Genomic DNA, 21,732 nt, shown 5'->3' with positions numbered 1-21,732 from the left:
GCGTGCCCCGCGTGCCGGGGCTGGAGAGTTTCGACGATGTGTGGGCTGGCCGGCTATGCGGGGTTCACGGGCTACGTGCCACAGGGGACCGAGGACACCTCCCTCAAGGAGATGACCGGGACGCTCGCGTGCCGGGGGCCGGACGCTTCCGCGACCTGGCACGAGGACTCGGCGGGTTTGGGACACACGCGTCTGGCCGTCGTGGACCCGGCAGGAGGACGCCAGCCGATGGTGGTGACACGCGGCGGACGTACCGACCTGGCGGTGGTCTTCACCGGAGAGGTCTACAACCACGCCCAGTTGCGCACGGAACTGACGGCGCGCGGGCACCGGTTCGCGACCCGCGGCGACGGCGAGGTGGTGCTGCGGGCCGTCGATGCCTGGGGCGAGCAGGCGCCCGCACGACTGGAGGGCATGTTCGCCTACGCGGCATGGGAACCCGGAGCCCGACGGCTCACGCTGGTGCGGGACCGGCTCGGGATCAAACCGCTGTGCTACGCGCGGGGCGGTGACGGGGTGGTGTTCGGCTCCGAGCCCAAGGCGGTGCTGGCCCACCCCGCGGTGGAAGCCCGGCTGGACCTGGACGGCCTGCGGGAACTCCTGCTGTCCGCCCACCCGATGATCAAGACACCGGGACGCAGCGCCTTCGCCGGACTGCACGAGGTCGAGCCCGGCACACTCACCGTTTTCACCCCCGCAGGTGTGCGCAGTCACCGCTACTGGTCGCTCCCCCCGACGGAACACCACGACGATCTGCCCACCACGGTGGCGCGGGTGCGCTCCCTGCTGGAGGAGGCCGTCACCGGGCAGCTCGCGGCCGACGTCCCGGTGAGCGTCCTGCTGTCGGGCGGACTCGACTCGAGCGCCATCGCAGCCCTGGCCCGCCCCGCGGCCGAGACGCTGCACACGCTCTCGGTGGACCTGGGCACGAGCGCCCCCGGGCAGGACGACGCCATGGGACGCGATCTGGACGGCCCCTACGCCGAGCTGATGGTGCGCCACCTGGGCTCTTCGCACCGCCGGGTACGACTGGACGCCCGAAGCCTGGCCGACCCCGCCCTTCGCGCCCAGGCCGGGCGCCTGCGCGACGGACTGACCATGGGGGACTTCGACACCTCACTGCTCCAGCTGTTCCGCGCGGTACGCGAGCACTTCCCGGTCACCCTGGCCGGCGACGGCTCCGACGAACTGTTCGGCGGATACCGCTGGTTCACGCCCCAAGCCGCGGCAGCCGAATCCTTTCCCTGGGACACCGTGCTGGACCGCGCCGATCTCACCCGGCTGCTCGACCCGGCCCTGGCCGCCGCACTGGACCTGCCCGCGCACCGCGCCGAGCTCCACGCCGCCGCGGCCGCCGAGATCGAGCACCTGCCGGGAACCGCGCCCGGCGAGGCGGCGCTGCGCCTGGACAGCTACCTCAACCTGACCCGCTTCCTGCCCTGCCTGCTCGACCGCGCCGACCGCCTCAGCATGGGCGTCGGCCTGGAAGTCCGCGTGCCCTTCCTGGACCACCGCCTCGTCGAGTACGTCTTCAACACCCCCTGGGATTTCAAGACTTTCGACGGCCGGGAGAAGAGCCTGCTGCGCGCCGCCGTCGCCGACCTGCTTCCCGAACCGGTACGGGACCGCCGCAAGAGCCCCTACCCGATGACCCGCGACCCCGCCTACCGGACCGCCCTCACCCGCCAGGCCGACCACCTGATCACCACCGGCAGCCCCGCCGCCGACCTCCTCGACCTGCGGGCCGTACGCAGTCTGCTGCTGGAACCCTCCGGCACGGACCGCTTCCCGCGCGAGGGTCTGGAACTCGTCCTGGACCTCGACCAATGGCTGCGCACCCACCGCCCCACCCTCGACCTCTGACAGCCCGCCTCCGCCCTTCGCGACCACCCGTCACCGTCACCCAGACCCCTCAGGACAGAAACCCGCCATGCAGCACGCCGTGATCACCTCCGCCGTCCGCACCCCCATCGGCCGCGCCCACAAAGGCGCCCTGGCCACGCTGCGTCCCGACGACCTGCTCGCGGGCACCGTCGCCGAGGCCCTCGCCCGCGTCCCCGGCCTCGAATCCGGCCGAGTGGACGACCTGATCGTCGGCTGCGCCCTGCCCGGCGGCGAACAGGGCTTCAACATCGCCCGGATCGCCGCCGTGCTGCTCGGCTGGGACCACGTGCCGGGCGTCACCGTCAATCGCTTCTGCACCTCCTCCCTGCAGGCCATCCGGATGGCCGCCCAAGCCGTGCGCTGCGGTGACGCCGATGTCGTCGTCGCGGCGGGCGTCGAGTCGCAGTCCCGGCTGGCCCATGGCAGTTCCGACAACTGGCCCGACACCGAGAACCCGTCCTTCCGGGAGGCCAGGCGGCGCACCGCCCGGCGTTCGGGGCCGGCGGCCGGGCCCTGGAGCGACCCGCGCACCGGCAATGCCCTGCCCGACCCCTACATCCCGGTCGGCCTGGCCGCCGAGAACACCGCCGACCTCTACGGCATCACCCGCACCGCCATGGACGCGTACGCCGCCCGCTCCCACCGCCTCACCCAAGCCGCCCTCGCCGAGGGCTTCCACTTCGGCGACATCGTCCCGGTGAAGGTCCCCGACGGCACCACCGTCACCTCCGACGACTGCCCGCGTACGGGAGTCACGGTGCAGAGCCTCGCCGCCCTGCCCCCGCGCTTCCGTCCCGACGGCCGGGTCACCGCGGGCAACAGCGCCCCACTGTCCGACGGGGCCGCAGCGGTCGTCGTCATGTCCGAAAGCCACGCCCGCGCCCACGGCCACACGCCGCTGGCCCGCGTCCTGGCCACCGCCGTCTCGGCGGGCACCCCCGAAACAGAAGGCCCGGTCCCCGTCTCCGCGACCCGCAGTGCCCTCACCCGGGCCGGCCTGACGCTGGCGGACATCGACACGGTCGCCGGCAATGAACCCTTCGCCGCCCAAGTTCTCGCCTACTGCGCCGAATTGGGCCTGGACCCCGACCGCATGAATCCCCACGGCGGCTCCATCGCCCTCGGCGAACCCTACGGAGCCGCCGGCGCCCGCCTCACCACCACAGCCCTCAGCACCCTGCGCCACGACGACCTCACCGCCGCCCTGGTCACCGTGGTCGCAGCTGGCGGACAGGGCATGGCGATGGTCCTCGAACGCACCTAGTAGACGCAGGCTCGGTCATACGGCCGCGTTGCCCCACATGACCGCACCACCCTTTGTTGATGCATTTTTGCGTCAACTGATGCATGATTGCATCAGAGGGAGAGGTGGTGTGCCGGTGCGTACGGACATGGATGCGGTGCTGGAGCGGGCGATCCGGGTGATCGCGGAGGACCGGGGGGCGTCCATGGGGGACATCGCCGCGCGGGTGGGGGTGTCGCGGGCGACGCTGACGCGCCTGTTCTCGACCCGCGAGGGGATGATCGACGCGATGGGCCGCAGGATCCTCGCCCACTGCGAGGAGGTCCTCGAAGAGGCCCGCCTCGACGAGGCGCCGGTCGACGAGGCCCTGGCCGTGCTGGTGCGGAACTACGACGTGCTCGCGCAGCTGTGGAGCGTGGTCTACGTGGAGGCGGACGTGCTCGGCGTGGCCGAACTGAGTGATGCCGCCGACGCGGTGGTGGAACGGATCACGGCCTTCGTCGTACGCGGCCAGCGAGAGGGCCTGTTCCGCACGGACATGCCCGCGATGTGGCTCGCCTCCACCCTGTGCTCCCTGGCCGAGTGCGCCTGGGAACTCGTCGGCGAGGGCGGCATGGGCGAACGCCAGGCCCCGGACTACCTCACCAAGCTGCTCCTCGACGGTGCACGCCCCTGACCGCCGGTCGGCCCGCCGACTGCGACGTACACCACCACCGACGACCCCGAAGGAGTGCGGGACATGACCGGAATGACCAGGCGCTGGTTCCTGACCGCCACCGGAGGGGTCGTGGCGGCCGGCGCGGCATCCGCCTGCGACACAACCGCCACCGCAGGCAGCCCGACGACGCCGCACGCGAGCTCCCTGCCCGAGCCGGTCGCGTTCCTGCGCACCTCCTGGTCGACCGACCCGTTCGCGCTCGGCTCCTACTCCTATCTCGCCCCCAGCCCGCTCGGTGTGTCCGTACGCGAGATACTCGCCGCCCCCGTCGGGCGCCTGCACTTCGCCGGTGAGGCAACCTCCGGCGAAGCGCCGGCCACTCAGGCCGGGGCCCTGCTCAGCGGCCGGAGGGCAGCCGCCGAGATCATCGAGGCGGCACGCCCCGGCGAACAAGTGATCGTGGTCGGCTCCGGGTTCTCCGGCCTCGGCTGCGCACGCGACCTGACCGACGCCGGCCTGCGTGTCACCGTCCTGGAGGGCCGCGAACGCGTCGGAGGCCGGACCTGGACGGAACGCCTCGACGGCATCCCGGCCGAGATGGGCGCCTCCTGGATCCACGGGCACCAGGGAAACCCCCTCACCACACTCCTGCACGAAACGGGCGGACGCTCCTACTCGTTCGACTACGACAACGTCGTCGGCGGTGACGAGAAGGCGGTGGCCGAACTCGACACGTACCTGGCGAAGGCCGAGGACGTGGAAGCCCCCGACACCACCCCTTACTCCGCCCTTCTGCCCCGCAAGATGTCACCGGCGCTGCGCTATGCGGTCAACTCCGTCCTGGTGCAGGAGTACGGCGCGGAGCCCGCGGACCTCGCCGTCTCCGCCGACGAGGAAGGCACCGCCGGCGAAGGCAGTGACTTCCTCCTGCCCGACGGCTACGACCGCCTTCTCGCCCACGTCCGCGGCAGCATCCCCGTACGAACCGGCGCCGTCGTCACCGGCATCGCCCGCGACGCCGACCGCGTGGCAGTCACCCTCGACAGCGGTGAGATCCTGCGCGCGGACCGGTGTGTCGTCACCGTCCCGATCGGTGTTCTCAAAGCCGGGAAGATCACCTTCCAACCCGCACTGCCCACCCGGAAACGTGAGGCGATCGAAGCCCTCGGATCCGGACTCCTGGACAAACTCTGGCTCCAATTCCCTTCCGTCTTCTGGGACAAGAAGGCCGACGCCATCGAATGGTTCGACCCCACCGACCCCGGCCGCTGGTCCTTGTGGGTCAACGGACACCGGGCCTTCGGCAAGCCCGTCCTCCTCGGCTTCAACGCAGGCCGCCCCGCTTACGACCACGCCCGTCTCACCGATCGCCAAGTCGTGGACAGCGCCATGGACGCGCTGCGCCGGATGCACGCCTGACCCCCAGGCCGCTCGGACGCTCGTTACGAGCCGAGCTGGGCCAGGCAGAACTCGTTGCCTTCGGGATCGGCGAACACGGTGTGCTTCTCGTGACGTGCGAGAAGTACTGCGCCGAGTTCGGCAAGGCGGGCGGTCTCGGCATCCAAGTCGTCGGCGACCAGGTCCATGTGCACGCGGTTCTTCACGCGCTTGGGCTCCGGCACCAATTGGAAGAACAGACGGGGGCCGCCGTCCTGCGGCTCGAGGAGCACGGTCGGGTCGTCCTCAGGGCCGGCGTTCCCCAGGGCACGGAGGCGCGCGAGTTCGGCATCGTCGTACGGTGCGACGGCGTACCCGTCGAGCACGGCAGCCCAGAATCGGGCCGCCGTAGCGGGGTGGGCCGAGTCGACGACGATGTCACGAAGGCGCGCCATTCGCTCATCGTGCGCTGCGACGGGAGGCGGTGTCACCAGAATTCAAAGGCCTCTTGTGGCGCGAGTGACACCTCCGCACGGCCGATCAGACCTGGACCTGTCCGCCGTCGACGAAGTGCTCGGCGCCGGTGATGAACGAACTCTCCGGCCCGGCAAGGAAGGCGGCCAGGGCGGCGACCTCCTCGGGACGGCCCACGCGCCCGAGCGGGAGTCGCGAGGACAGGGCTTGGTGGAAGGCTTCGGTGCTCTGGCCGAGCCGGTCGGCCAGGTTGGCGATCGCGGGTGTGGCGATGGGGCCCGGGGTGATGACGTTGACGCGGACACCGCGCGGGGCCAGCTCCGCGGCCCAGGTGCGGCCCAGGCTGCGTACGGCGGCCTTGGACGCGGCGTAGACGCCCATGCGGTCGGCGCCTTGGTGGATGGTGGAGGAGGCCAGCAGGATCACCGACGCGGGCTGGGCGAGCAGCGGCAGTGATTTCTGCACGGTCAGCAGGCTGCCCTTGGTGTTCACGCCGAAGACGAAGTCGAACTGCTCCTCCGTGACGTCCTGGAGGCGGGACCCGTCGCCCAGTCCGGCATTGGCCACGACGATGTCCAACTGCCGCCCGTCACCGCGGATGACGTCCATGACATGGTCGAGGTCCGCGGCCTGTGAGACGTCGCACGGCACGGCGATCGCGCCGGGGCCGATGTCCTTGGCCGCGGCTTCGAGTTCGTCCTTGCGTCGGCCGGTCAGGTAGACGCGGGCGCCGTCATCGGCGAAGCGCTGGGCGATCGCCCGACCGATGCCGCTGGAGGCGCCGGTCACCAGCGCTGTCTTTCCGTTCATGGGGCGCATGGCACCCATTCCTTTCGAGATCGCTCTGTCGCTTGCGCTGCTCGTATCCGCTGCACGACCGGACGGCGGTCGACGCATTCTTGACCGCCTCGTCCAGAACCTAGTTCATTCTGGACGGGTCGGTCAAGAATGGGTATCGTGAGGTCATGGCACGACCCCGAAGCTTCGATGAAGGTGAGGTCCTGCGCGCCGCCAGGGACCAGTTCTGGTCGACCGGTTACGCGGCGACGAGGATGGACGACATCGCCACGGCCACCGGTCTGGGCAAGGGCAGCCTCTACGGCGCCTTCGGCGACAAGCACCAACTCTTCCTGCGCACCTTCGACGACTACTGCGCCGGGTTGATCGTGGCCGTGCGGCGGGCGCTCGACGGCCCGGATGACGGCGCCTACGAACGGCTGCGGGCGCATGTGCTGAAGGTGGCGGACGCCACCGCCTCCGATGTCTGCCTGCGCGGCTGTCTACTCGCCAAGGGCACGGCCGAGCTGTCGGAGCAGGATCCGGCCATCGCGGCGACGGCCCGCCGGACGTTCGGGGCCATCGAGGAACTGTTCTCCTCCTGTATCGCGGCAGCGCAGCGGGCGGGCGACATCAAGCAGGACGCGGACCCCACCCGGCTCGCCGGACTCCTCCTGGCCGTGCTGCGCGGGATCGAAGCGCTGGGCAAAGGCGGAAGCAGCCCCGAGTCGCTGCGCGCGATCGCCGAAACGGCTTTGGCTCTCCTGCCCGTGCCGTAGGACGCCAGGGTCCGCAAGAGGTCGGGTCGGGGAAGGCGCGCAGGTCATACGCCGAGTCAATAGCTCCCGCCCGAGCCCGTTCAAGGGTGACGGACTCCGCCGTCGTCGTAGTGCGCCAGCGGCATAGTCGATACGCTCCCTGCGGGGGAACTGGCGTACGGGTGGGGGGAGTTGATGGTGAACGGGAGACCGGTGTGGTTATGCTGCGGCGCTTTGACCGGCGCGCTGTTGCTGGCGGGCTGTTCGGGGACGGGGGACGGGGGGACCGCCGGATCCGACGGTTCCAAGGACCCGACCGCGAGCAGTAGCACACGCTCCAGCCCGGCCCCGAGCCCCAGCCCCACAGGTCTGGACTTCACCCCCGATCCCGGCCGCGCGCCGAAAACCCCCGCGGAGGCCCTGCGCCTGGCCCGAGCCGTCGCGGCGGCGCCGGTCAACTGGGGCCCCGGCTTCGTCAGACGCAGCCCGTACGAGAGTGAACCCGGCAAGTGGCCCGTGCTCGACGCGAACTGCGTCTGGGAGCGTGAGCCGCTGCCCGCGACGGTGCTCGCGACCCTCACCCGCTACAGCGAACTGCCCGCGGAGGACGGCAAGGGCCCGATCCGCGTCGCCGCCGTCGTCACCGTGCACCGCACCGCGAAGGACGCCGACTGGGAGATGGCCGAGACCCTCGAAGAGGCGCTGCGCTGTCCCGACCAGCAGCTGCGCCAGGGCGAGCGAATCAGCGATCTGCTCTCCCAGGGGGCGGGCTACGGCGCGCTGGGCAACTTCAACTCCGAGGACACGCTCACAGAGAGCGGCAAGTACTACAGCGACGAACTCGGCGGCCCCCACTACTACTACTGGGTGCAGAGCCGAGTGGCCCAGGTCACCGTGGCCGTCGTCGGCAGGGGCGCCGAGGGCCGGACCGAGGACGAGGTCGACGCCGCCTTGAACCAGGGAACGGGCCAGATGCTGAGCCTCGTCGAGAGCGAACTGGAGGCGCCGGAATGAGCGGGCCACTGCTCCCCACCGACCCCGCATCGATCGGCGGGCACCGGCTGCTGGCCCGGCTCGGCGCGGGCGGCATGGGCGTGGTCTACCTCGGCCGTACGGAGGCCGGGACGCTGGCCGCCGTCAAGGTCATCCAGGCCGAGTACGCGGACGAGCCGGACTTCCGCGCCCGGTTCCGCCGTGAGGTCGAGACGGCCCGCCGGGTGACCAGCCCCTGGGCGGTGCCGGTCACCGGCGCGGACCCGGACGCGGCGGCGCCCTGGCTGGCCACCGCCTTCGTGCCCGGCCCCTCCCTTGAGGAAGCGGTCACCGGTCACGGCCCGCTGCCTACCCGGAGCGTGGAAGTCCTGGCCAGGATGCTCGCCGCCGCACTGCGCGAGGTGCACGCCGCCGGGCTGGTCCACCGCGACGTCAAGCCCGCCAACGTCCTGCTCGCCGTGGACGGTCCGCGCCTGATCGACTTCGGGATCGCCCGCGCGACCGACGAGACCGCGATCACCTCGCCCGACCTGGTCGTCGGCACGCCCGGCTTCCTCTCACCCGAGCAGGCCGAGGCACGCGGCGCGGCCGTCGGCCCGGCGAGTGACATCTTCTCGCTGGGCTGCCTGCTGGCGTACGCGGCGAGTGGCCGTCCGCCGTTCGGCATCGGCACGGCGGACGCGCTGCTCTACCGCACGGTCCACGACGAACCCGACCTGGACGGCATCGAAGTCGAGGAGGACACTGAAGGCACCGAGCTGCTGACACTGCTGCGCCTGTGCCTCGCGAAGGACCCGGCGGACCGTCCGACGGCCGACCAGATCGGCGCGGTGCTGCTGGTCGAGGACGCCGTCCCGCAAGGCGGACAGCTCGACTGGCTGCCCGAGGACGTCGTACGGGCAATCGCCGACCGCTCCGCCGAAATGCTCGCGCTCCCGGACATCGAGCCGACCGCGGCCGGAACACCCGAGGACACGGAGCAGGCAAAGCCGAGCCGGCGACGCCTGCTCGTACTGGCCTCCGGCGCGGCGGTACTCATGGCGGCCGGCGGAGCCGCGGCCTGGGCCGCACTGCGTGACGAGGACGACTCGGGAACCTCCGCGCCGCAGGCCCGCCGCTGGGCCCTCGGAGTGCAGGCCGATCTGAGCGGCGCGCAGCGGACGGCGGGAGAGGCACAGGAGCGGGGCGCACGGCTGGCGGTCGAGCAGTTCAACTCCCGCAAGGACAAGCCCTTCGAGCTCACTCTGAAGACCGTGGACGACGGCGGCAGCGCGGCGAAGGCACCGGCCGCGGCCAAGAAGCTGATCCAGGACGCCGATGTCCTCGCCGTACTCGGCCCGACCAACGACGAGACGGCCTACGCGGTCCTCGGCGCGTACGACGAGGCCTTGCTGCCGCTGCTGAACGTCTCGGCCGGAGGCCTGATCCTGAGTTCGGAGGAGTACCGGTCCTTCGTGCACTGCCGCCCCAGCGACGCCGCCCTCGCCCTCCCGGTCGGCATCTACCTGATGGGACAGAAAGGGACGCAGCGCGCCGGCCTGCTCCAGGACCGCACCGCGCAGACGTACGCCCAGGAGTCCGCCTCGATCACCGCCACCATGCTGCGCCACCTGGGCCGGCCGGCCTACCCCCGGGTGATCCCGGCGGGCACGGACGACGTGGGACCCGTCATCGCCGACATGCTGAGGGCGGGGATCGGCTCCTTCGTCTACGCCGGCTACGCCCAGGGAGCGGCCCGGGTGGCCCGGGAACTTGCGGCGGTCGGCTTCGACAAGCCGAGACTCGCCTCGCAGGCCGTTGTCGACCCGGAGTTCCTGGAGCTGGCCGGGGACGCGGCCGAGGGATGGGTGCTGACCGCCTCCTTCGTCGACCCCTCCGCCGTGCCCGCGGCGGCGGCCTTCACCGCCGCCTTCCGCAAGCGCTACGGTGCCGCGCCCGGCTACTACGCCGCCGAGGCGTACGACACCGTCAACCTTGTCGTCCAGGAGCTGGTGAAGGCCACGAAGGGCGGACGTCCGCCGGGGCGCAGTGAGTTGGTGGGCCTGCTGCGCAAGAGCACCTACAAAGGCATCACCAAGCAGTTCGCCTTCAGGGCGTCGGATGGCCAGTTCAGCGGCTGGGGCATATTTCTCCACCAGGTCGAGGGCGGCCGGTTCCGATTCCTCGGTGAAGCCCCCTCCGAGGTCTGACTGTGAGCGGGATCCACTCGGAGGGGCACGCAGCAGTGCACGCGCTCAAGCCGGGCGACCCGCCCTTCGTCGGCGGCTACCGGCTGCTCGGCCGGCTCGGCGCGGGCGGCATGGGCGTGGTCTACCTGGCCCGTTCGACGGGCGGGGCGCTGGTCGCGCTGAAGGTGATCCGCGCCGAGTACGCGGCCGACCACGACTTCCGGACCCGGTTCCGGCGCGAGGCCGAGGCCGCGAGCGGGCTCACCGGCCGGTGGGTGGTACCGGTCACCGCGGCGGAACCGGCGGCCCGCGAGCCCTGGCTGGCGACCGCCTTCGTGCCGGGCCCGTCGCTGGCCGAGGCCGTCACGCTGCACGGGCCGTTGCCCCACCAATCGGTATGCGCCCTGGGAGCCCGGCTGGCCGAGGCGCTGACCGAGGTGCACGCCGCGGGCCTGGTGCACCGGGACGTCAAGCCGGGCAACGTTCTACTCGCCCTGGACGGGCCTCGGTTGATCGATTTCGGTATCGCTCGTTCCACCGGTGCCACAGCGCTGACCGCGAGTGACGTGGTGATCGGCTCGCCCGGCTATCTCTCGCCCGAGCAGGCGCGGGGGCAGGGCCGTGACATCGGCCCGCCGAGCGACATCTTCTCGCTGGGCTGTGTCCTGGCGTACGCGGCGACCGGCCGCCGCCCGTTCGGGACCGGCACTCCGGCCGCCATCATCTTCCGTACGGTCCACGAGGAACCGGACCTGGGCGCCGTACCGTGGGCCCTGGTCCCGCTGCTGACCGACTGCCTGGCCAAGGATCCGAGGGCCAGACCCACCGCGCAGGAGGTGGGAGACGCCCTTGCCGGTGGGGGCGAACCCGACGGCGACTGGCTGCCGGCCACGCTGCCCCGGCTGATCGCGGAACGCTCGGCCGCCGTCCTTGCCCTGCCCGACCCCGGGCCGGTCACGCTCATGCTGCCGCCGGAGCGGCCCGCCCTCTCACGGCGCCGCGTGCTGATGCTGGGCTCGGCGGCCGGAGTGGTCATGACCGGCGGCGGACTGGCGGCCTGGGCCGCCTCCAGGCCCACGACCGGTAGCGACGGTGCGACGGGCTCCGGACCACTGCCCCGGTACGTCATCGGGCTGCACGCGGACCTGTCGGGAACGGGCAAGGCGATCGGCCGGGCACAGGAGCGGGGAGCGCGGCTGGCCGTGGAGGACTTCAACTCCCGCTCCCGTGAAGGCCGCACGTTCGACCTGGCGCTGAAGGTCCTTGACGACGCGGGGGAGGCGAAGCGGGCCGAGGACGTGGCCGCAAGGTTCGTTGCGGACCACGACGTGTGCGCCGTCATCGGCCCGACCGGCGATGCCGCGATGGAGGCGACCATTGCCCGCTATGAGAAGGCCCTGCTGCCCATCGTGACCGTGTCGTCCGGCAACGATGTGTACTCCAAGACCTCCACCCGCGCGTTCTTCCAGATCAGGGCCGGCGACAGTGTTCTGTCCACGCCCTTCATCCACTACCTCACCCACGTCGAGAAGAGCCGTAGGACCGCCCTCATCGACGACAGGGCGGCAAGCCGCACGAGTTGGCAGATCGTCAAGGACCTGGCCGCGTTCCCGCCCGCCGATGGCACCACCACCACCCATGTCGTCCCCGCGGACAGCGAGGACTTCGGCCCGGTCGCCGCCGCCGTGCTCGCCGCCGAGGCGGAGGCAGTGGTGTACGGGGGAGCCTCACCGCACCGGGCCGCCCGGTGCGCCCGCGCGTTGGAAGAGGCCGGTTTCCGGGGCACGTGCATGGCGCCGGAACCGGTCCTGGAGGCGGCGTTCCTCACGGAGGCGGGCCCGGCGGCCGAGGGCTGGATCATCAGCACGACCTACGTCGACCCGGCCGCGCTGCCGGCCGCGGCGCGTTTTGTGACGGCCTACCGGAAGCGCTTCGGGGTGAGCACCGTCGGGCGTTTCGCGGTGGAGGCGTACGACGCACTGCTCTTCGTCGCTCAGGGCCTGCGCGAGCTGGGCAGCGTCGAGGCCGAGCGGGGCGCCATGGTGCGCAGGCTCCGTGCGACCACCTACAAGGGGCTCGCCAAGACCATCCAATTCGAGGCGGTGACCGGTGCGTTCCACTGGATCGACGGCCTGTTCCTCCACCGTGTGGAGAACGGCACCCCGCGCTTCCTCGGCCGCTACGACAAGGTCAAGAAGACCTGATCCCGGCAAAGGCGCAGCTCGCAGCGTACCGCTCAGGTGACACCGCCTGAAAGTTCGAAGCGGCGGGGGATTAGCATATGAGCGCCTCCTAGCTCGAAAGATGAACCTGTGACTGTCAATGACGACTCGTTCACCAACTGGAAAAACCGCGAGGAGATCGCGGAATCGATGATCCCCGTCATCGGGAAGCTGCACCGGGAGCGGGACGTCACGGTCCTGCTGCACAGCCGCTCCTTGGTGAACAGGTCGGTGGTCAGCATCCTCAAGACCCACCGATTCGCCCGGCAGATCGCCGGTGAGGAGCTCTCGGTCACCGAGACGCTGCCGTTCCTGCAGGCTCTCACCACGCTCGATCTCGGCCCTTCCCAGATCGACATCGGCATGCTCGCCGCGACCTACCGGACCGACGACAGCGGCCTCTCGGTGGAGGAGTTCACTGCGCAGGCCGTCGCCGGTGCCACCGGTGCCAACAAGACCGACCGCTGCGAGCCGCGCGACGTCGTCCTCTACGGCTTCGGCCGCATCGGCCGCCTCCTTGCCCGCCTGCTCATCGAGAAGGCCGGCTCCGGCAACGGCCTGCGGCTGCGCGCCATCGTCGTCCGCAAGGGTGGCGGCCAGGACATCGTCAAGCGCGCCTCACTGCTGCGCCGTGACTCCATCCATGGCCAGTTCCACGGCACGATCACCGTCGACGAGGCCAACAGCAAGATCATCGCCAATGGCAACGAGATCAAGGTGATCTACTCCGACGACCCGACGTCGGTGGACTACACGGCGTACGGCATCAACGACGCCATCCTCATCGACAACACCGGCAGGTGGCGCGACCGCGAGGGCCTGTCGAAGCACCTCCGCCCCGGAATCGCCAAGGTCGTCCTGACCGCGCCCGGCAAGGGAGACGTCCCCAACGTCGTCCATGGCGTGAACCACGACATGATCAAGCCGGACGAGCAGATCCTGTCCTGCGCTTCCTGCACCACCAACGCGATCGTCCCGCCGCTGAAGGCGATGGCGGACGAGTACGGCGTCCTGCGCGGCCACGTGGAGACCGTCCACTCGTTCACCAACGACCAGAACCTGCTGGACAATTACCACGATTCCGACCGGCGCGGCCGCTCGGCGCCGCTCAACATGGTCATCACGGAGACCGGTGCCGCCTCCGCTGTCGCCAAGGCGCTGCCCGACCTCAAGGCAAGGATCACCGGCAGTTCCATCCGCGTCCCGGTGCCCAACGTCTCGATCGCGATCCTCAACCTGCGCCTCGCGCGCGAGACCACCCGCGAGGAGGTCCTCGACTACCTCCGTGACGTGTCGCTGACCTCGCCGCTCAAGCGTCAGATCGACTTCATCAGCGCCCCCGACGCGGTCTCGAGCGACTTCATCGGCTCGCGCCACTCCTCGATCATCGACGCAGGGGCACTCAAGGTCGAGGGCGACGACGCGATCCTCTACCTCTGGTACGACAACGAGTTCGGCTACTCCTGCCAGGTCATCCGCGTCGTCCAGCACGTGTCCGGGGTGGAGTACCCGACCTACCCGGTTCCGGTGGCCTGATCTCGGCGTACCGGCCGACTCGTCTGCCGGTAGGGCTCTGACCTGGCCTTATTGGCCGGTTGGAGCCCTTTGGACTCGGCCTCTGTGCGCTCTCGTCGTGGCCGCTGTCCGTGGACGGGCTCCTGCTCCTGGCCACGGTCGCCGTAATCGGGCGAATGAACCAAAGACGTAGCGGCTGTTGTCGGTCATGGCCCTGGTCGAGACCGGTACCCGGGCCCTGCTCGGCGCGGTCCTGGGCCCGGTATGCGGCGAGCGGCTTCAGGGCCGTGGGGCGTCCGGTTGTGCGGCTGGTGCCGGGTGCTCCGGGGACCGGGACCAGCTGGCCAGCAGCTTCAGGCGTTCCGCGGAGGGGGACCCTGGTTCGGCGGTGGAGACGCCCAGGGTCTGCTCGGGGTCGTCGGCGGGGGAGAAGGCCTCGTAGCCCAGGACGAGTTCGCCGACCACGGGATGGTGGAAGCGCTTGGTGCCGTGGGTGCGCTGGAACACGTCGTGGTCGGCCCACCAGTGGCGGAAATCGGCGTCCTGGACGGAGAGTTCGCCGATGAGCTCGGCCAGTGCGGGGTCGTGCGGGTGACGTCCCGCGTACAGGCGGAGTGAGGCGACGATGGAGCGGGCGGCGTCTTCCCAATCGGCGTACAGGGTCCGGAAGTGGTCGTCGAGGAAGACCAGGCGGGCCATGTTGCTGCCGCGGGCGGGCAGGGCCTCGAAGTTCGTGTACAGGGCGCGGGCGAGGTCGTTGGCGGCCAGGACGTCCATGCGGCGGCCGTAGACGAGGGCGGGGACGTCGGTGAGGCTGTCGAGCAGCAGGCGCAGACCGGGGCGGACGCGCTGCGGGGGCAGCGGGCGAGGACGGGTGCGGGCCGGTTTGGCGATCCGGAACAGGTGGCCGCGCTCCAGATCGTCGAGGCGCAGGGCGCGGGCGATCGCGTCCAGGACGGACGCGGAGACGTTGAGGTGGCGTCCGCGCTCCAGGCGGACGTAGTAGTCGACGCTGACGCCGGCGAGCTGGGCGACCTCCTCGCGCCGTAGGCCCGGAACGCGGCGGGTGCCGGGCTGGGGTGCCAGGCCCGCCTCCTCGGGGGTGATCCTCGCGCGGCGCGAGCGGAGAAAGTCCCGCAGCTCGCTGTTCGGTTCCTGCGCCATGTCACCACCGTAGACCTGGTGACCTGGGGAGTGGCTGCGCCAAAGGGGGTTTGCCGGACCCCCGGTCAGAGAGGGTCTCCCACCCCGGCCGTGAGCGGTGCTCGTCTGGTGGAAGGCAAGCACGCACCTGGAGGTACCCCTCATGAAGCGCAGGATTCTCGGCGGCACCGGCATGTCGGTCAGCGAATACGCCCTCGGCACGATGATGTTCGGCGCGATGGGCAACACCGACCACGACGAGTCGGTCCGCATGATCCACACGGCACTGGACGCCGGGATCAACCTCGTCGACACCGCCGACGTGTACTCCGGCGGCGAGTCGGAGACGATCGTGGGCAAGGCACTGAAGGGCCGCCGCGACGACATCGTCCTGGCCACCAAGTTCGGGCTGGCGATGGGCGAGGACCCCAACCGGGGCGGCGGCTCGGCCCGCTGGATCCGCCGCGCGCTGGAGGACAGCTTGCGCCGCCTGGACACCGACCACATCGACCTCTTCCAGATGCACCGCCCGGACCCGCACACCGACATCGACGAGACCCTGGGCGCCCTGTCGGACCTGGTCCGGGCCGGGAAGGTCCGCGCGATCGGCGGCTCGTTCTTCTCCCCCGAGGAGATCGTCGAGGCCCAGTGGACCACCGAGCGCCGCGGCCACCAGCGTTTCCGCACCGAGCAGCCGCCGTACTCGATCCTCACCCGCGGTGTGGAGAGCCGGGTGCTGCCCACCGCCCAGCGCTACGGCATGGGCGTGCTGACCTTCGGCCCGCTCAACTCCGGCTGGCTCTCGGGCCGCGCGGATCCCACCACCGGGCACCGCAGTGCCGGCGCGGGGGCGAAGATGTTCGATCTGACCCAGCCAGGCGTAAAGGCCAAGGCCGACGCCGTGCGCGAACTGACCGCGCTGGCCGCCGAGGCCGGGCTGCCGCTGCCTCATCTGGCCACTGCTTTCGTCCGCGCCCATCCGGCGGTCACCGCCGTACTCATCGGCCCGCGCCGTCCCGAACAGCTGACCGACCTCCTCGCCGCGGCCGACGTAGAACTCGGCGACGACATCCTCGACCGCATCGACGAGATCGTCCCGCCCGGCGTCGACGTGAATCCCGGCGACTTCTACATCGACCCCACCCCGCCGATCACCGACAAACGCCTGCGCCGCCACTGAAGCCCGCTCGCCTCCATGCCCGCAGGCACAAGCCGGCCCCGCTCCTATAGCGTGCGCGTCCTTCTGAATGATCTGTCGCGCTCATGGCAGGTGCCGGTCCGGAGGGGGCGCCGACCTATGGGGGGACGCGATGAAGCGACCTGAGCCGGTGTCAAACGGCAGCCCGATTCGCCCGACCGAACCATCACTGACCGCGGCACATCTGTCGCCATGGAGCCGAGCCTTGTCCCGGCTGATGTGCACGGGATGTGCACCGCGGCTGGTCGTTGGGAACATTTCCGCACCTCAGAAGCCCCCTCCCACCACCATGCCGCTGTTCCCGGCGGACTGTCCGATCCGGCGTCCCGGCGGGCGCGGGGGCAGTGGGTCGCCAACCGATGCCGATCGGCGTCGAGTTGCTCTCCCGCTGCCACCCGCCGTCCGCCGCCGGTGGCGCCAGGGGCAGGGGTTTCGGCTGCTCCCTACGAGATTTCTATGAATCCATGAGTTGTTTGAACACACCGGGGCGCGGCTGCGTATTGGGGCGGGGGATTTCCATACCGATCCGACCATCACGCGTAGGAGCCCTTCCTTGAGACGCAACACGCGCAGACGCCCGACAGGCGCACGGCGCGCGACCTCTGCCGCAGTCGCGCTGATACTGGGGGGAGCCGGGCTGGTAACGGTCAACGTCTACGCCTCGGCGACCGAAAGCGGTTCGGGCAGCGAGCCGGACCAGAACAATCAGGTCCTCTCCTCGGCTGGTGCCACGATCGACTGCCCTGACGTCGGCAGTCAGTTGACCACCGTTCCGGACGCGGCCAGGGAAAGCGTCGACAAGGAACTCGCTCTCCTGGACCAGCAGATCACCGAGGCCTATCAGCAACTGCAGGGCCAGGCGCAGGCCGTCGAGCAGGGCGCCGACGTCGCCGACAGCGAGATTCTGAATCCGCTGGCGGAGAAGCGGACGGCGGTGATCGACCGCATCGTGGTCGCCATCGATGCCGCGGGGGAACGTCCGGAAGGACTCGAAGCCCTTGCGACCTGCGCACTGATCGCTCCCGCCAACGAGACCGGCAGCGGTGAGAACGGTGACGCGGGCGGCGACGGTCAGGGCGGTGAGGACCAGAACCAGGGTGGCGACGCCGGAGCGGGCGACCAACAGGGCGGCAACGGCGGCCAGATCGGCAACGGGCCCGTGGCCGCGGACTTCGCGGACATCAACTCGGTCCAGCCGAGCGGGCAGAGCCCGCAGGACCAGGACAACGCCTCCCGCGGCGAGTTCGTCACCAGCTGCGGCGTGAATGCCAACGGCCTGTTCAACTCGGACAACGTGATCGTGGCCCCCGGCGTCACCAACGGCGCCCACCACATGCACGACTACGTCGGCAACCAGGCCAACAACGCCTTCGCCAGCGATGACGACCTGGCCAACGGCGACACGACCTGTGAGGACCCGGGCGACAAGTCGACCTACTACTGGCCCGTGGTGAGGCTGCAGAACGGAACCCAGGAACAGGACGCCGCCACCCCCGGGGGCGGAATCGAAGGCAACGCCGGTGAGATCGTCACGCCCAAGCAGGTCACGCTGACGTTCGTCGGCAGCCCGCAGGGCGAGGTCACCGCCATGCCGCGGCTGCTGCGCATCATCACCGGTGACGCCAAGGCGTTCGTCAACGGCAACGCCAACGCCAACGCGTCGTGGAGCTGCACCGGGTTCGAGGACCGGCAGCTGAAGGACAAGTACCCGGTCTGCCCGCAGGGCAGCGATGTGGTCCGCACCTTCAAGTTCCAGAGCTGCTGGGACGGCGCGAACATCGACAGCGCCAACCACCGCACCCACGTGGCCTTCGCGGACGCCCAGGGCAACTGCCCCAGCGGGTTCCGTGCCATTCCGCAGCTGGTGCAGCGCATCGTCTACGACGTCGAGGCGCCGAGTCTGGACGACGGCGGCCGGACGACTCCGTTGTTCGCGCTGGACTCCTTCCCCGAGCAGCAGCACAAGCCGGTCACGGACCACGGAGACTTCATCAACGTCTTCGACGAGGGCCTCATGCAGGAGATGGTCGACTGCATCAACAGCGGCCGTCAGTGCGGTGCGGGTGCGGACCCGGGCAACGGTTCCGAGGAGCCGCAGGAGCCCCCCGCCTCCGAGGAGCCGCAGGAACCCCCGGCCTCCGAGGAGCCGCAGCAGCCCCCCGCCTCCGAAGAACCCCCGCAGTCCCCGACGCCCAGCGCGGACGACCCGTCCGACGGGCAGGGGAACGAGGAGCCCGGCAACAACGGCGGTGACAACGGCGGCGACAACGGCGGTGACCAGGGCTCGGAGCCGGCCGACGAAGCCTCGTCCGACGCCCCTGTCAACGCGGAACCCAAGGTCGAGACGCCTTCTGCGGCACCGTCGTCCCACTCCGGCTCGGACAACGAGCACGGCAGTGAGGTCGGCAGCCCCGTGCAGACACCGCCGACCGCCGGGAACGACCCGTCCGCAGCCTCGCAGACCGAACCGCAGGCGGGCGGCCAGGGCGGCCTGGCTGCCACAGGCACGCAACTGTGGCCGGCAGCGCTGGGCGGCGTCTTCGTGCTCGCAGGTGTCGTGCTTCTTCTGCGCATGAGGCGCAGGCAGTACTGACACAGCCCCAGGAGGGCGTAAGGACGGTGGCGGGGTCTGCCCAGGCAGGCCCCGCCACCGTTTCCATGGGCGTTCTGCCCCCATTGGTGCTACCACCCTGCTACCTTTGGCGCATGGCTACCGCGAAGAAGCAGACGCAGGTCCGACTGGAACCCGACGTGCTCGCCGCGGGCAAGGACGCCGCGGCCGCCCGTGGACTCGACTTCAACCGGTACGTCGAGCGCCTCATCGTCGAGGACACCACGGGTGCCCGCGCCGCCGGTATGGCCGCCGCGCAGCGCTTCATCGAGGAACACGGCGGCTTCCTCGACGATCTGGAGCGACAGTTCGACGCGCCGTACGCCCAGTCGGAGCCGGGCGCTGCCGCGTGATCGTGCACATCGACGAGTCGTGGATCCTGGAGGTCGCCGAGCAGGCGGGCCGCCGTGACCCGGGCGTGGACGACTACGGCGTGCCCGTCGCCGCCGTCGCCCGCCACCGTGGCGAACTCCTCGACCACCCCGTCTACGACGGCCCCTATGCCCGGGCGGCCGCCCTGGTGCACACGCTGGGCCGTTGCCGCTGGCTGGAGCGCTCGAACCTCACCGTCGCCTGCGCGGTTGCCGTCATGTACCTCGAGGCGAGCAACATCCCCGTCGACCCCACCCGTGAGCAGCTCACCGCGCTCGCGCACGAACTGAACGATCCGCGCTGCACGGCAGCCAGGATCGCCGCGTTCCTGCGCACCTGGAAACCCTGAGGTGCCGGGTCAGCTGTGTCGTTATCATCCGATAGATTGGCAATACGGCCTTTTGTCTTGATGGCGCAGCTCCCTCCTGGGGTGGTCGATGTCCCGCAAGCGACCAACGGACGACAGCGACGAGCTGCTTACCAGACTCGGGTCGCTGACCGCCCAGGCGCGTGAACGCGCGGAGTTCCAGCGCTCACAGGTCGAGCTGGCCATCGCGCTGCAACGCGGCATGCTCCCGGGAGACATGCCGACCGCCCCCGGATTCGACGTGGCAGTCGAGTACGCGCCGGCCTGCTACGGCCTCAACGTGGGCGGAGACTGGTACGACGCCTTCACCTTGCCCGACGACCGCATCGGGCTCTCCATCGGTGACGTTCAGGGTCACAACATCGAGGCGGCCGCGTTCATGGGCCAGGTCCGGGTCGGTCTGCGGGCGCTCGCCTCCGTCACCAGCGAGCCGGGAGAACTCCTCGCCCGGACGAACGACCTCCTCCTGTCCATCGGCGCCGACCTCTTCGCCACCTGCACATTCATGCGGCTCGACCCGTCCACCGGAGTACTGGAGAGCGCACGCGCCGGGCACATACCGTGCGTCTGGGCGACGGCGGACGGAAAATCCGGCGTCACCGAGGACGAAGGGGGCCCACCGCTCGGCATACAGGTGGGCACGGAGTACCCGGTGACCCGGTACCGGCTCACTACCGGCGGAGTGTTCGTGCTGCTGACCGACGGTGTCGTCGAGGGCCCGTCGATGAGCGTCGACGAGGGGCTCGATCAGGTCGTACGGCTCGCGGGCATCGCCGCCGTCGCCGGGCTGTCGGCCGGTTCGCTCGCCGCCGCGGTGATCAAGGGTGCCGAGCGCGTGGGGCACGAGGACGACGCGGCCGTACTGGTGGTCGGCCACGAGGCGCCCGCCGCTACGTCCATGGGACGCGGCGCCACTGCCTCGCCTCGCCGACGGGGCGGCGGCGGTGTCTGATAGCTGCTGTGGTGGGTACACGCGAGCTGCGTCGACCGGTCGTCGTCGCTCTCCAGACGCTGGCAGTGGCTGCCTGCTACTTCGGGGCAGGACGGCTGGGGCTCGTGCGGCGGCTCACGGTCGAGGGCGCGATCTTCACGCCCATCTGGCCGCCCACGGGTGTGGCGGTGGCCGGCCTGTTGATCTTCGGGATCCGTGCCTGGCTCGGGATCGCGCTCGGCGCCCTCCTGGTCGTCCTGTCCATCTCTTCCTTCTCCTCCTTCCAGCCCTCTGCCTTCGGCATCGTGGTGGGCAACACCGTCGCCCCGGTCTGCGCGTACCTCATGCTGCGCAGACTGGGTTTCCGGATCGACGTCAGCCGTTTGCGCGACGGCCTCGCGCTGGTGTTTCTGGCGGCCCTCGGCTCCATGCTGATCAGCGCGACTGTCGACGTCGGTCTTCTGGTCCTCACGGACAAGATCGCCGCTGACAGCTTCGGGCAGGTCTGGCTGGCGTGGTGGGTGGGCGACGCGATGGGTGTCCTGATCGTCACCCCGGTCCTTCTCATGCTGTACGGGATTCGCCCGCCCCTGCGCCCGATGCGGTGGAAGGAAGCCGCGCTACTGGTTCTCGCCGCCTGCGTCCTCGTGCCGCTCGCCACGCACAGCCCGATCAGCCTGCTGTTTCTCGTCTATCCGCTGCTGGTCTGGGCGGCGCTCCGTTTTCAGCACGGGGGCAGCGTGCTGTGCGCCCTCTTCGCCTCCGTCATGGCCACCGTCGCGGCCACCGACGGGGTCGGCCCGTTCGCAGGCCTGAGTGACACCGAGCTGATGATCAAGCTCCAGGCCTTCAACGGATCCATGGCCCTGACCGCTCTGCTGCTGTCCGCCGTGATCACTGAGCAGCGCAACACGAGACGGTCCGTGGAACTGGCCTGCCAGGAACTGGTGCAAGTACTGGAACACCTCACCGCCGGGAACTCCTCGACCAGGCCGCCTACGGCGGACGGCGATGGCCGACAGCTGGGAGCGCCGTGAGCCA

18 protein-coding genes are annotated in these 21,732 nt (G+C 70.4%); 15 read left to right on the top strand and 3 right to left on the bottom strand.

Annotated features, from left to right (window positions below):
* Positions 1 to 36: 36 nt before the first annotated feature.
* From asnB to OG266_RS02280, 4 genes are all read left to right on the top strand, one after another.
* Positions 37 to 1,863 carry an asparagine synthase (glutamine-hydrolyzing) gene (gene asnB / locus OG266_RS02295; RefSeq protein ID WP_371542122.1) on the top strand — a complete coding sequence of 609 codons (1,827 nt, stop codon included), beginning with the start codon at positions 37 to 39 and terminating at the stop codon, positions 1,861 to 1,863.
* A gap of 67 nt (positions 1,864 to 1,930) precedes the next feature.
* Complete coding sequence (locus OG266_RS02290) at positions 1,931 to 3,148, top strand: acetyl-CoA C-acyltransferase (RefSeq protein ID WP_371542119.1); 1,218 nt, start codon at positions 1,931 to 1,933, stop codon at positions 3,146 to 3,148.
* Positions 3,149 to 3,257: 109 nt separating this feature from the next.
* Positions 3,258 to 3,803: a TetR/AcrR family transcriptional regulator gene (locus tag OG266_RS02285; protein WP_329543607.1), complete on the top strand. Its 546-nt coding sequence runs from the start codon at positions 3,258 to 3,260 to the stop codon at positions 3,801 to 3,803.
* Positions 3,804 to 3,866: 63 nt separating this feature from the next.
* Positions 3,867 to 5,204 carry an FAD-dependent oxidoreductase gene (locus OG266_RS02280; protein ID WP_371542116.1) on the top strand — a complete coding sequence of 446 codons (1,338 nt, stop codon included), beginning with the start codon at positions 3,867 to 3,869 and terminating at the stop codon, positions 5,202 to 5,204.
* A gap of 23 nt (positions 5,205 to 5,227) precedes the next feature.
* Here the strand turns inward: OG266_RS02280 and OG266_RS02275 are convergent, their stop codons facing one another.
* Both OG266_RS02275 and OG266_RS02270 read right to left on the bottom strand, forming a co-directional pair.
* Complete coding sequence (locus tag OG266_RS02275; RefSeq protein WP_371542113.1) at positions 5,228 to 5,617, bottom strand: VOC family protein; 390 nt, start codon at positions 5,615 to 5,617, stop codon at positions 5,228 to 5,230.
* An 85-nt stretch (positions 5,618 to 5,702) separates the two neighbouring features.
* A complete protein-coding gene (locus OG266_RS02270; RefSeq protein ID WP_371542110.1) occupies positions 5,703 to 6,455 on the bottom strand; it encodes an SDR family NAD(P)-dependent oxidoreductase in 753 nt (250 codons plus the stop codon).
* A 146-nt stretch (positions 6,456 to 6,601) separates the two neighbouring features.
* Here OG266_RS02270 and OG266_RS02265 point away from each other — a divergent pair, with 146 nt between their 5' ends.
* The 5 genes from OG266_RS02265 to OG266_RS02245 all read left to right on the top strand — a co-directional run bounded on the left by OG266_RS02265 (position 6,602) and on the right by OG266_RS02245 (position 14,090).
* Positions 6,602 to 7,192 carry a TetR/AcrR family transcriptional regulator gene (locus tag OG266_RS02265; protein WP_371542108.1) on the top strand — a complete coding sequence of 197 codons (591 nt, stop codon included), beginning with the start codon at positions 6,602 to 6,604 and terminating at the stop codon, positions 7,190 to 7,192.
* A gap of 213 nt (positions 7,193 to 7,405) precedes the next feature.
* Positions 7,406 to 8,185 (top strand): hypothetical protein, encoded by a 780-nt coding sequence (locus tag OG266_RS02260; RefSeq protein WP_266471180.1) that lies wholly within the window; start codon positions 7,406 to 7,408, stop codon positions 8,183 to 8,185.
* On the top strand, positions 8,182 to 10,353 hold the full coding sequence (locus OG266_RS02255) for a bifunctional serine/threonine-protein kinase/ABC transporter substrate-binding protein (RefSeq protein WP_371542104.1): 2,172 nt from the start codon (positions 8,182 to 8,184) through the stop codon (positions 10,351 to 10,353). The genes OG266_RS02260 and OG266_RS02255 overlap by 4 nt, the downstream gene beginning before the upstream one ends.
* Before the next feature lie 2 nt (positions 10,354 to 10,355).
* Complete coding sequence (locus OG266_RS02250) at positions 10,356 to 12,536, top strand: bifunctional serine/threonine-protein kinase/ABC transporter substrate-binding protein (RefSeq protein WP_371542101.1); 2,181 nt, start codon at positions 10,356 to 10,358, stop codon at positions 12,534 to 12,536.
* 108 nt (positions 12,537 to 12,644) lie between these two features.
* Positions 12,645 to 14,090 carry a glyceraldehyde-3-phosphate dehydrogenase gene (locus OG266_RS02245; protein ID WP_371542098.1) on the top strand — a complete coding sequence of 482 codons (1,446 nt, stop codon included), beginning with the start codon at positions 12,645 to 12,647 and terminating at the stop codon, positions 14,088 to 14,090.
* A 258-nt stretch (positions 14,091 to 14,348) separates the two neighbouring features.
* On the opposite strand, the gene OG266_RS02240 is transcribed toward OG266_RS02245, so the two are convergent.
* Positions 14,349 to 15,233, bottom strand: coding sequence for a helix-turn-helix domain-containing protein (locus tag OG266_RS02240; protein ID WP_371542095.1), 885 nt, complete (start codon positions 15,231 to 15,233; stop codon positions 14,349 to 14,351).
* A 142-nt stretch (positions 15,234 to 15,375) separates the two neighbouring features.
* Between OG266_RS02240 and OG266_RS02235 the strand changes: the two genes are divergently transcribed.
* The 6 genes from OG266_RS02235 to OG266_RS02210 all read left to right on the top strand — a co-directional run bounded on the left by OG266_RS02235 (position 15,376) and on the right by OG266_RS02210 (position 21,728).
* On the top strand, positions 15,376 to 16,392 hold the full coding sequence (locus tag OG266_RS02235) for an aldo/keto reductase (RefSeq protein ID WP_371542093.1): 1,017 nt from the start codon (positions 15,376 to 15,378) through the stop codon (positions 16,390 to 16,392).
* Between the two features lie 571 nt (positions 16,393 to 16,963).
* A complete protein-coding gene (locus OG266_RS02230) occupies positions 16,964 to 19,003 on the top strand; it encodes a DUF1996 domain-containing protein (protein WP_371542091.1) in 2,040 nt (679 codons plus the stop codon).
* Between the two features lie 113 nt (positions 19,004 to 19,116).
* Positions 19,117 to 19,374, top strand: a complete 258-nt coding sequence (locus tag OG266_RS02225) for a hypothetical protein (protein ID WP_329543589.1) — start codon at positions 19,117 to 19,119, stop codon at positions 19,372 to 19,374.
* On the top strand, positions 19,371 to 19,742 hold the full coding sequence (locus OG266_RS02220; RefSeq protein ID WP_371542087.1) for a fic family toxin-antitoxin system, toxin component: 372 nt from the start codon (positions 19,371 to 19,373) through the stop codon (positions 19,740 to 19,742). Before OG266_RS02225 ends, OG266_RS02220 begins: the two co-directional genes overlap by 4 nt.
* Before the next feature lie 88 nt (positions 19,743 to 19,830).
* On the top strand, positions 19,831 to 20,712 hold the full coding sequence (locus OG266_RS02215; protein ID WP_266471151.1) for a PP2C family protein-serine/threonine phosphatase: 882 nt from the start codon (positions 19,831 to 19,833) through the stop codon (positions 20,710 to 20,712).
* Positions 20,713 to 20,720: 8 nt separating this feature from the next.
* Entirely contained in the window at positions 20,721 to 21,728 is a 1,008-nt protein-coding gene (locus OG266_RS02210) for an MASE1 domain-containing protein (RefSeq protein ID WP_371542084.1), read from the top strand.
* Positions 21,729 to 21,732 lie beyond the last annotated feature (4 nt).

Source organism: Streptomyces sp. NBC_00554 (genome assembly GCF_041431135.1).
Taxonomy (GTDB): Bacteria; Actinomycetota; Actinomycetes; order Streptomycetales; family Streptomycetaceae; genus Streptomyces.
Note: the sequence above shows the minus strand (reverse complement) of the source record. Positions and strands in the feature narration are given on the sequence as shown.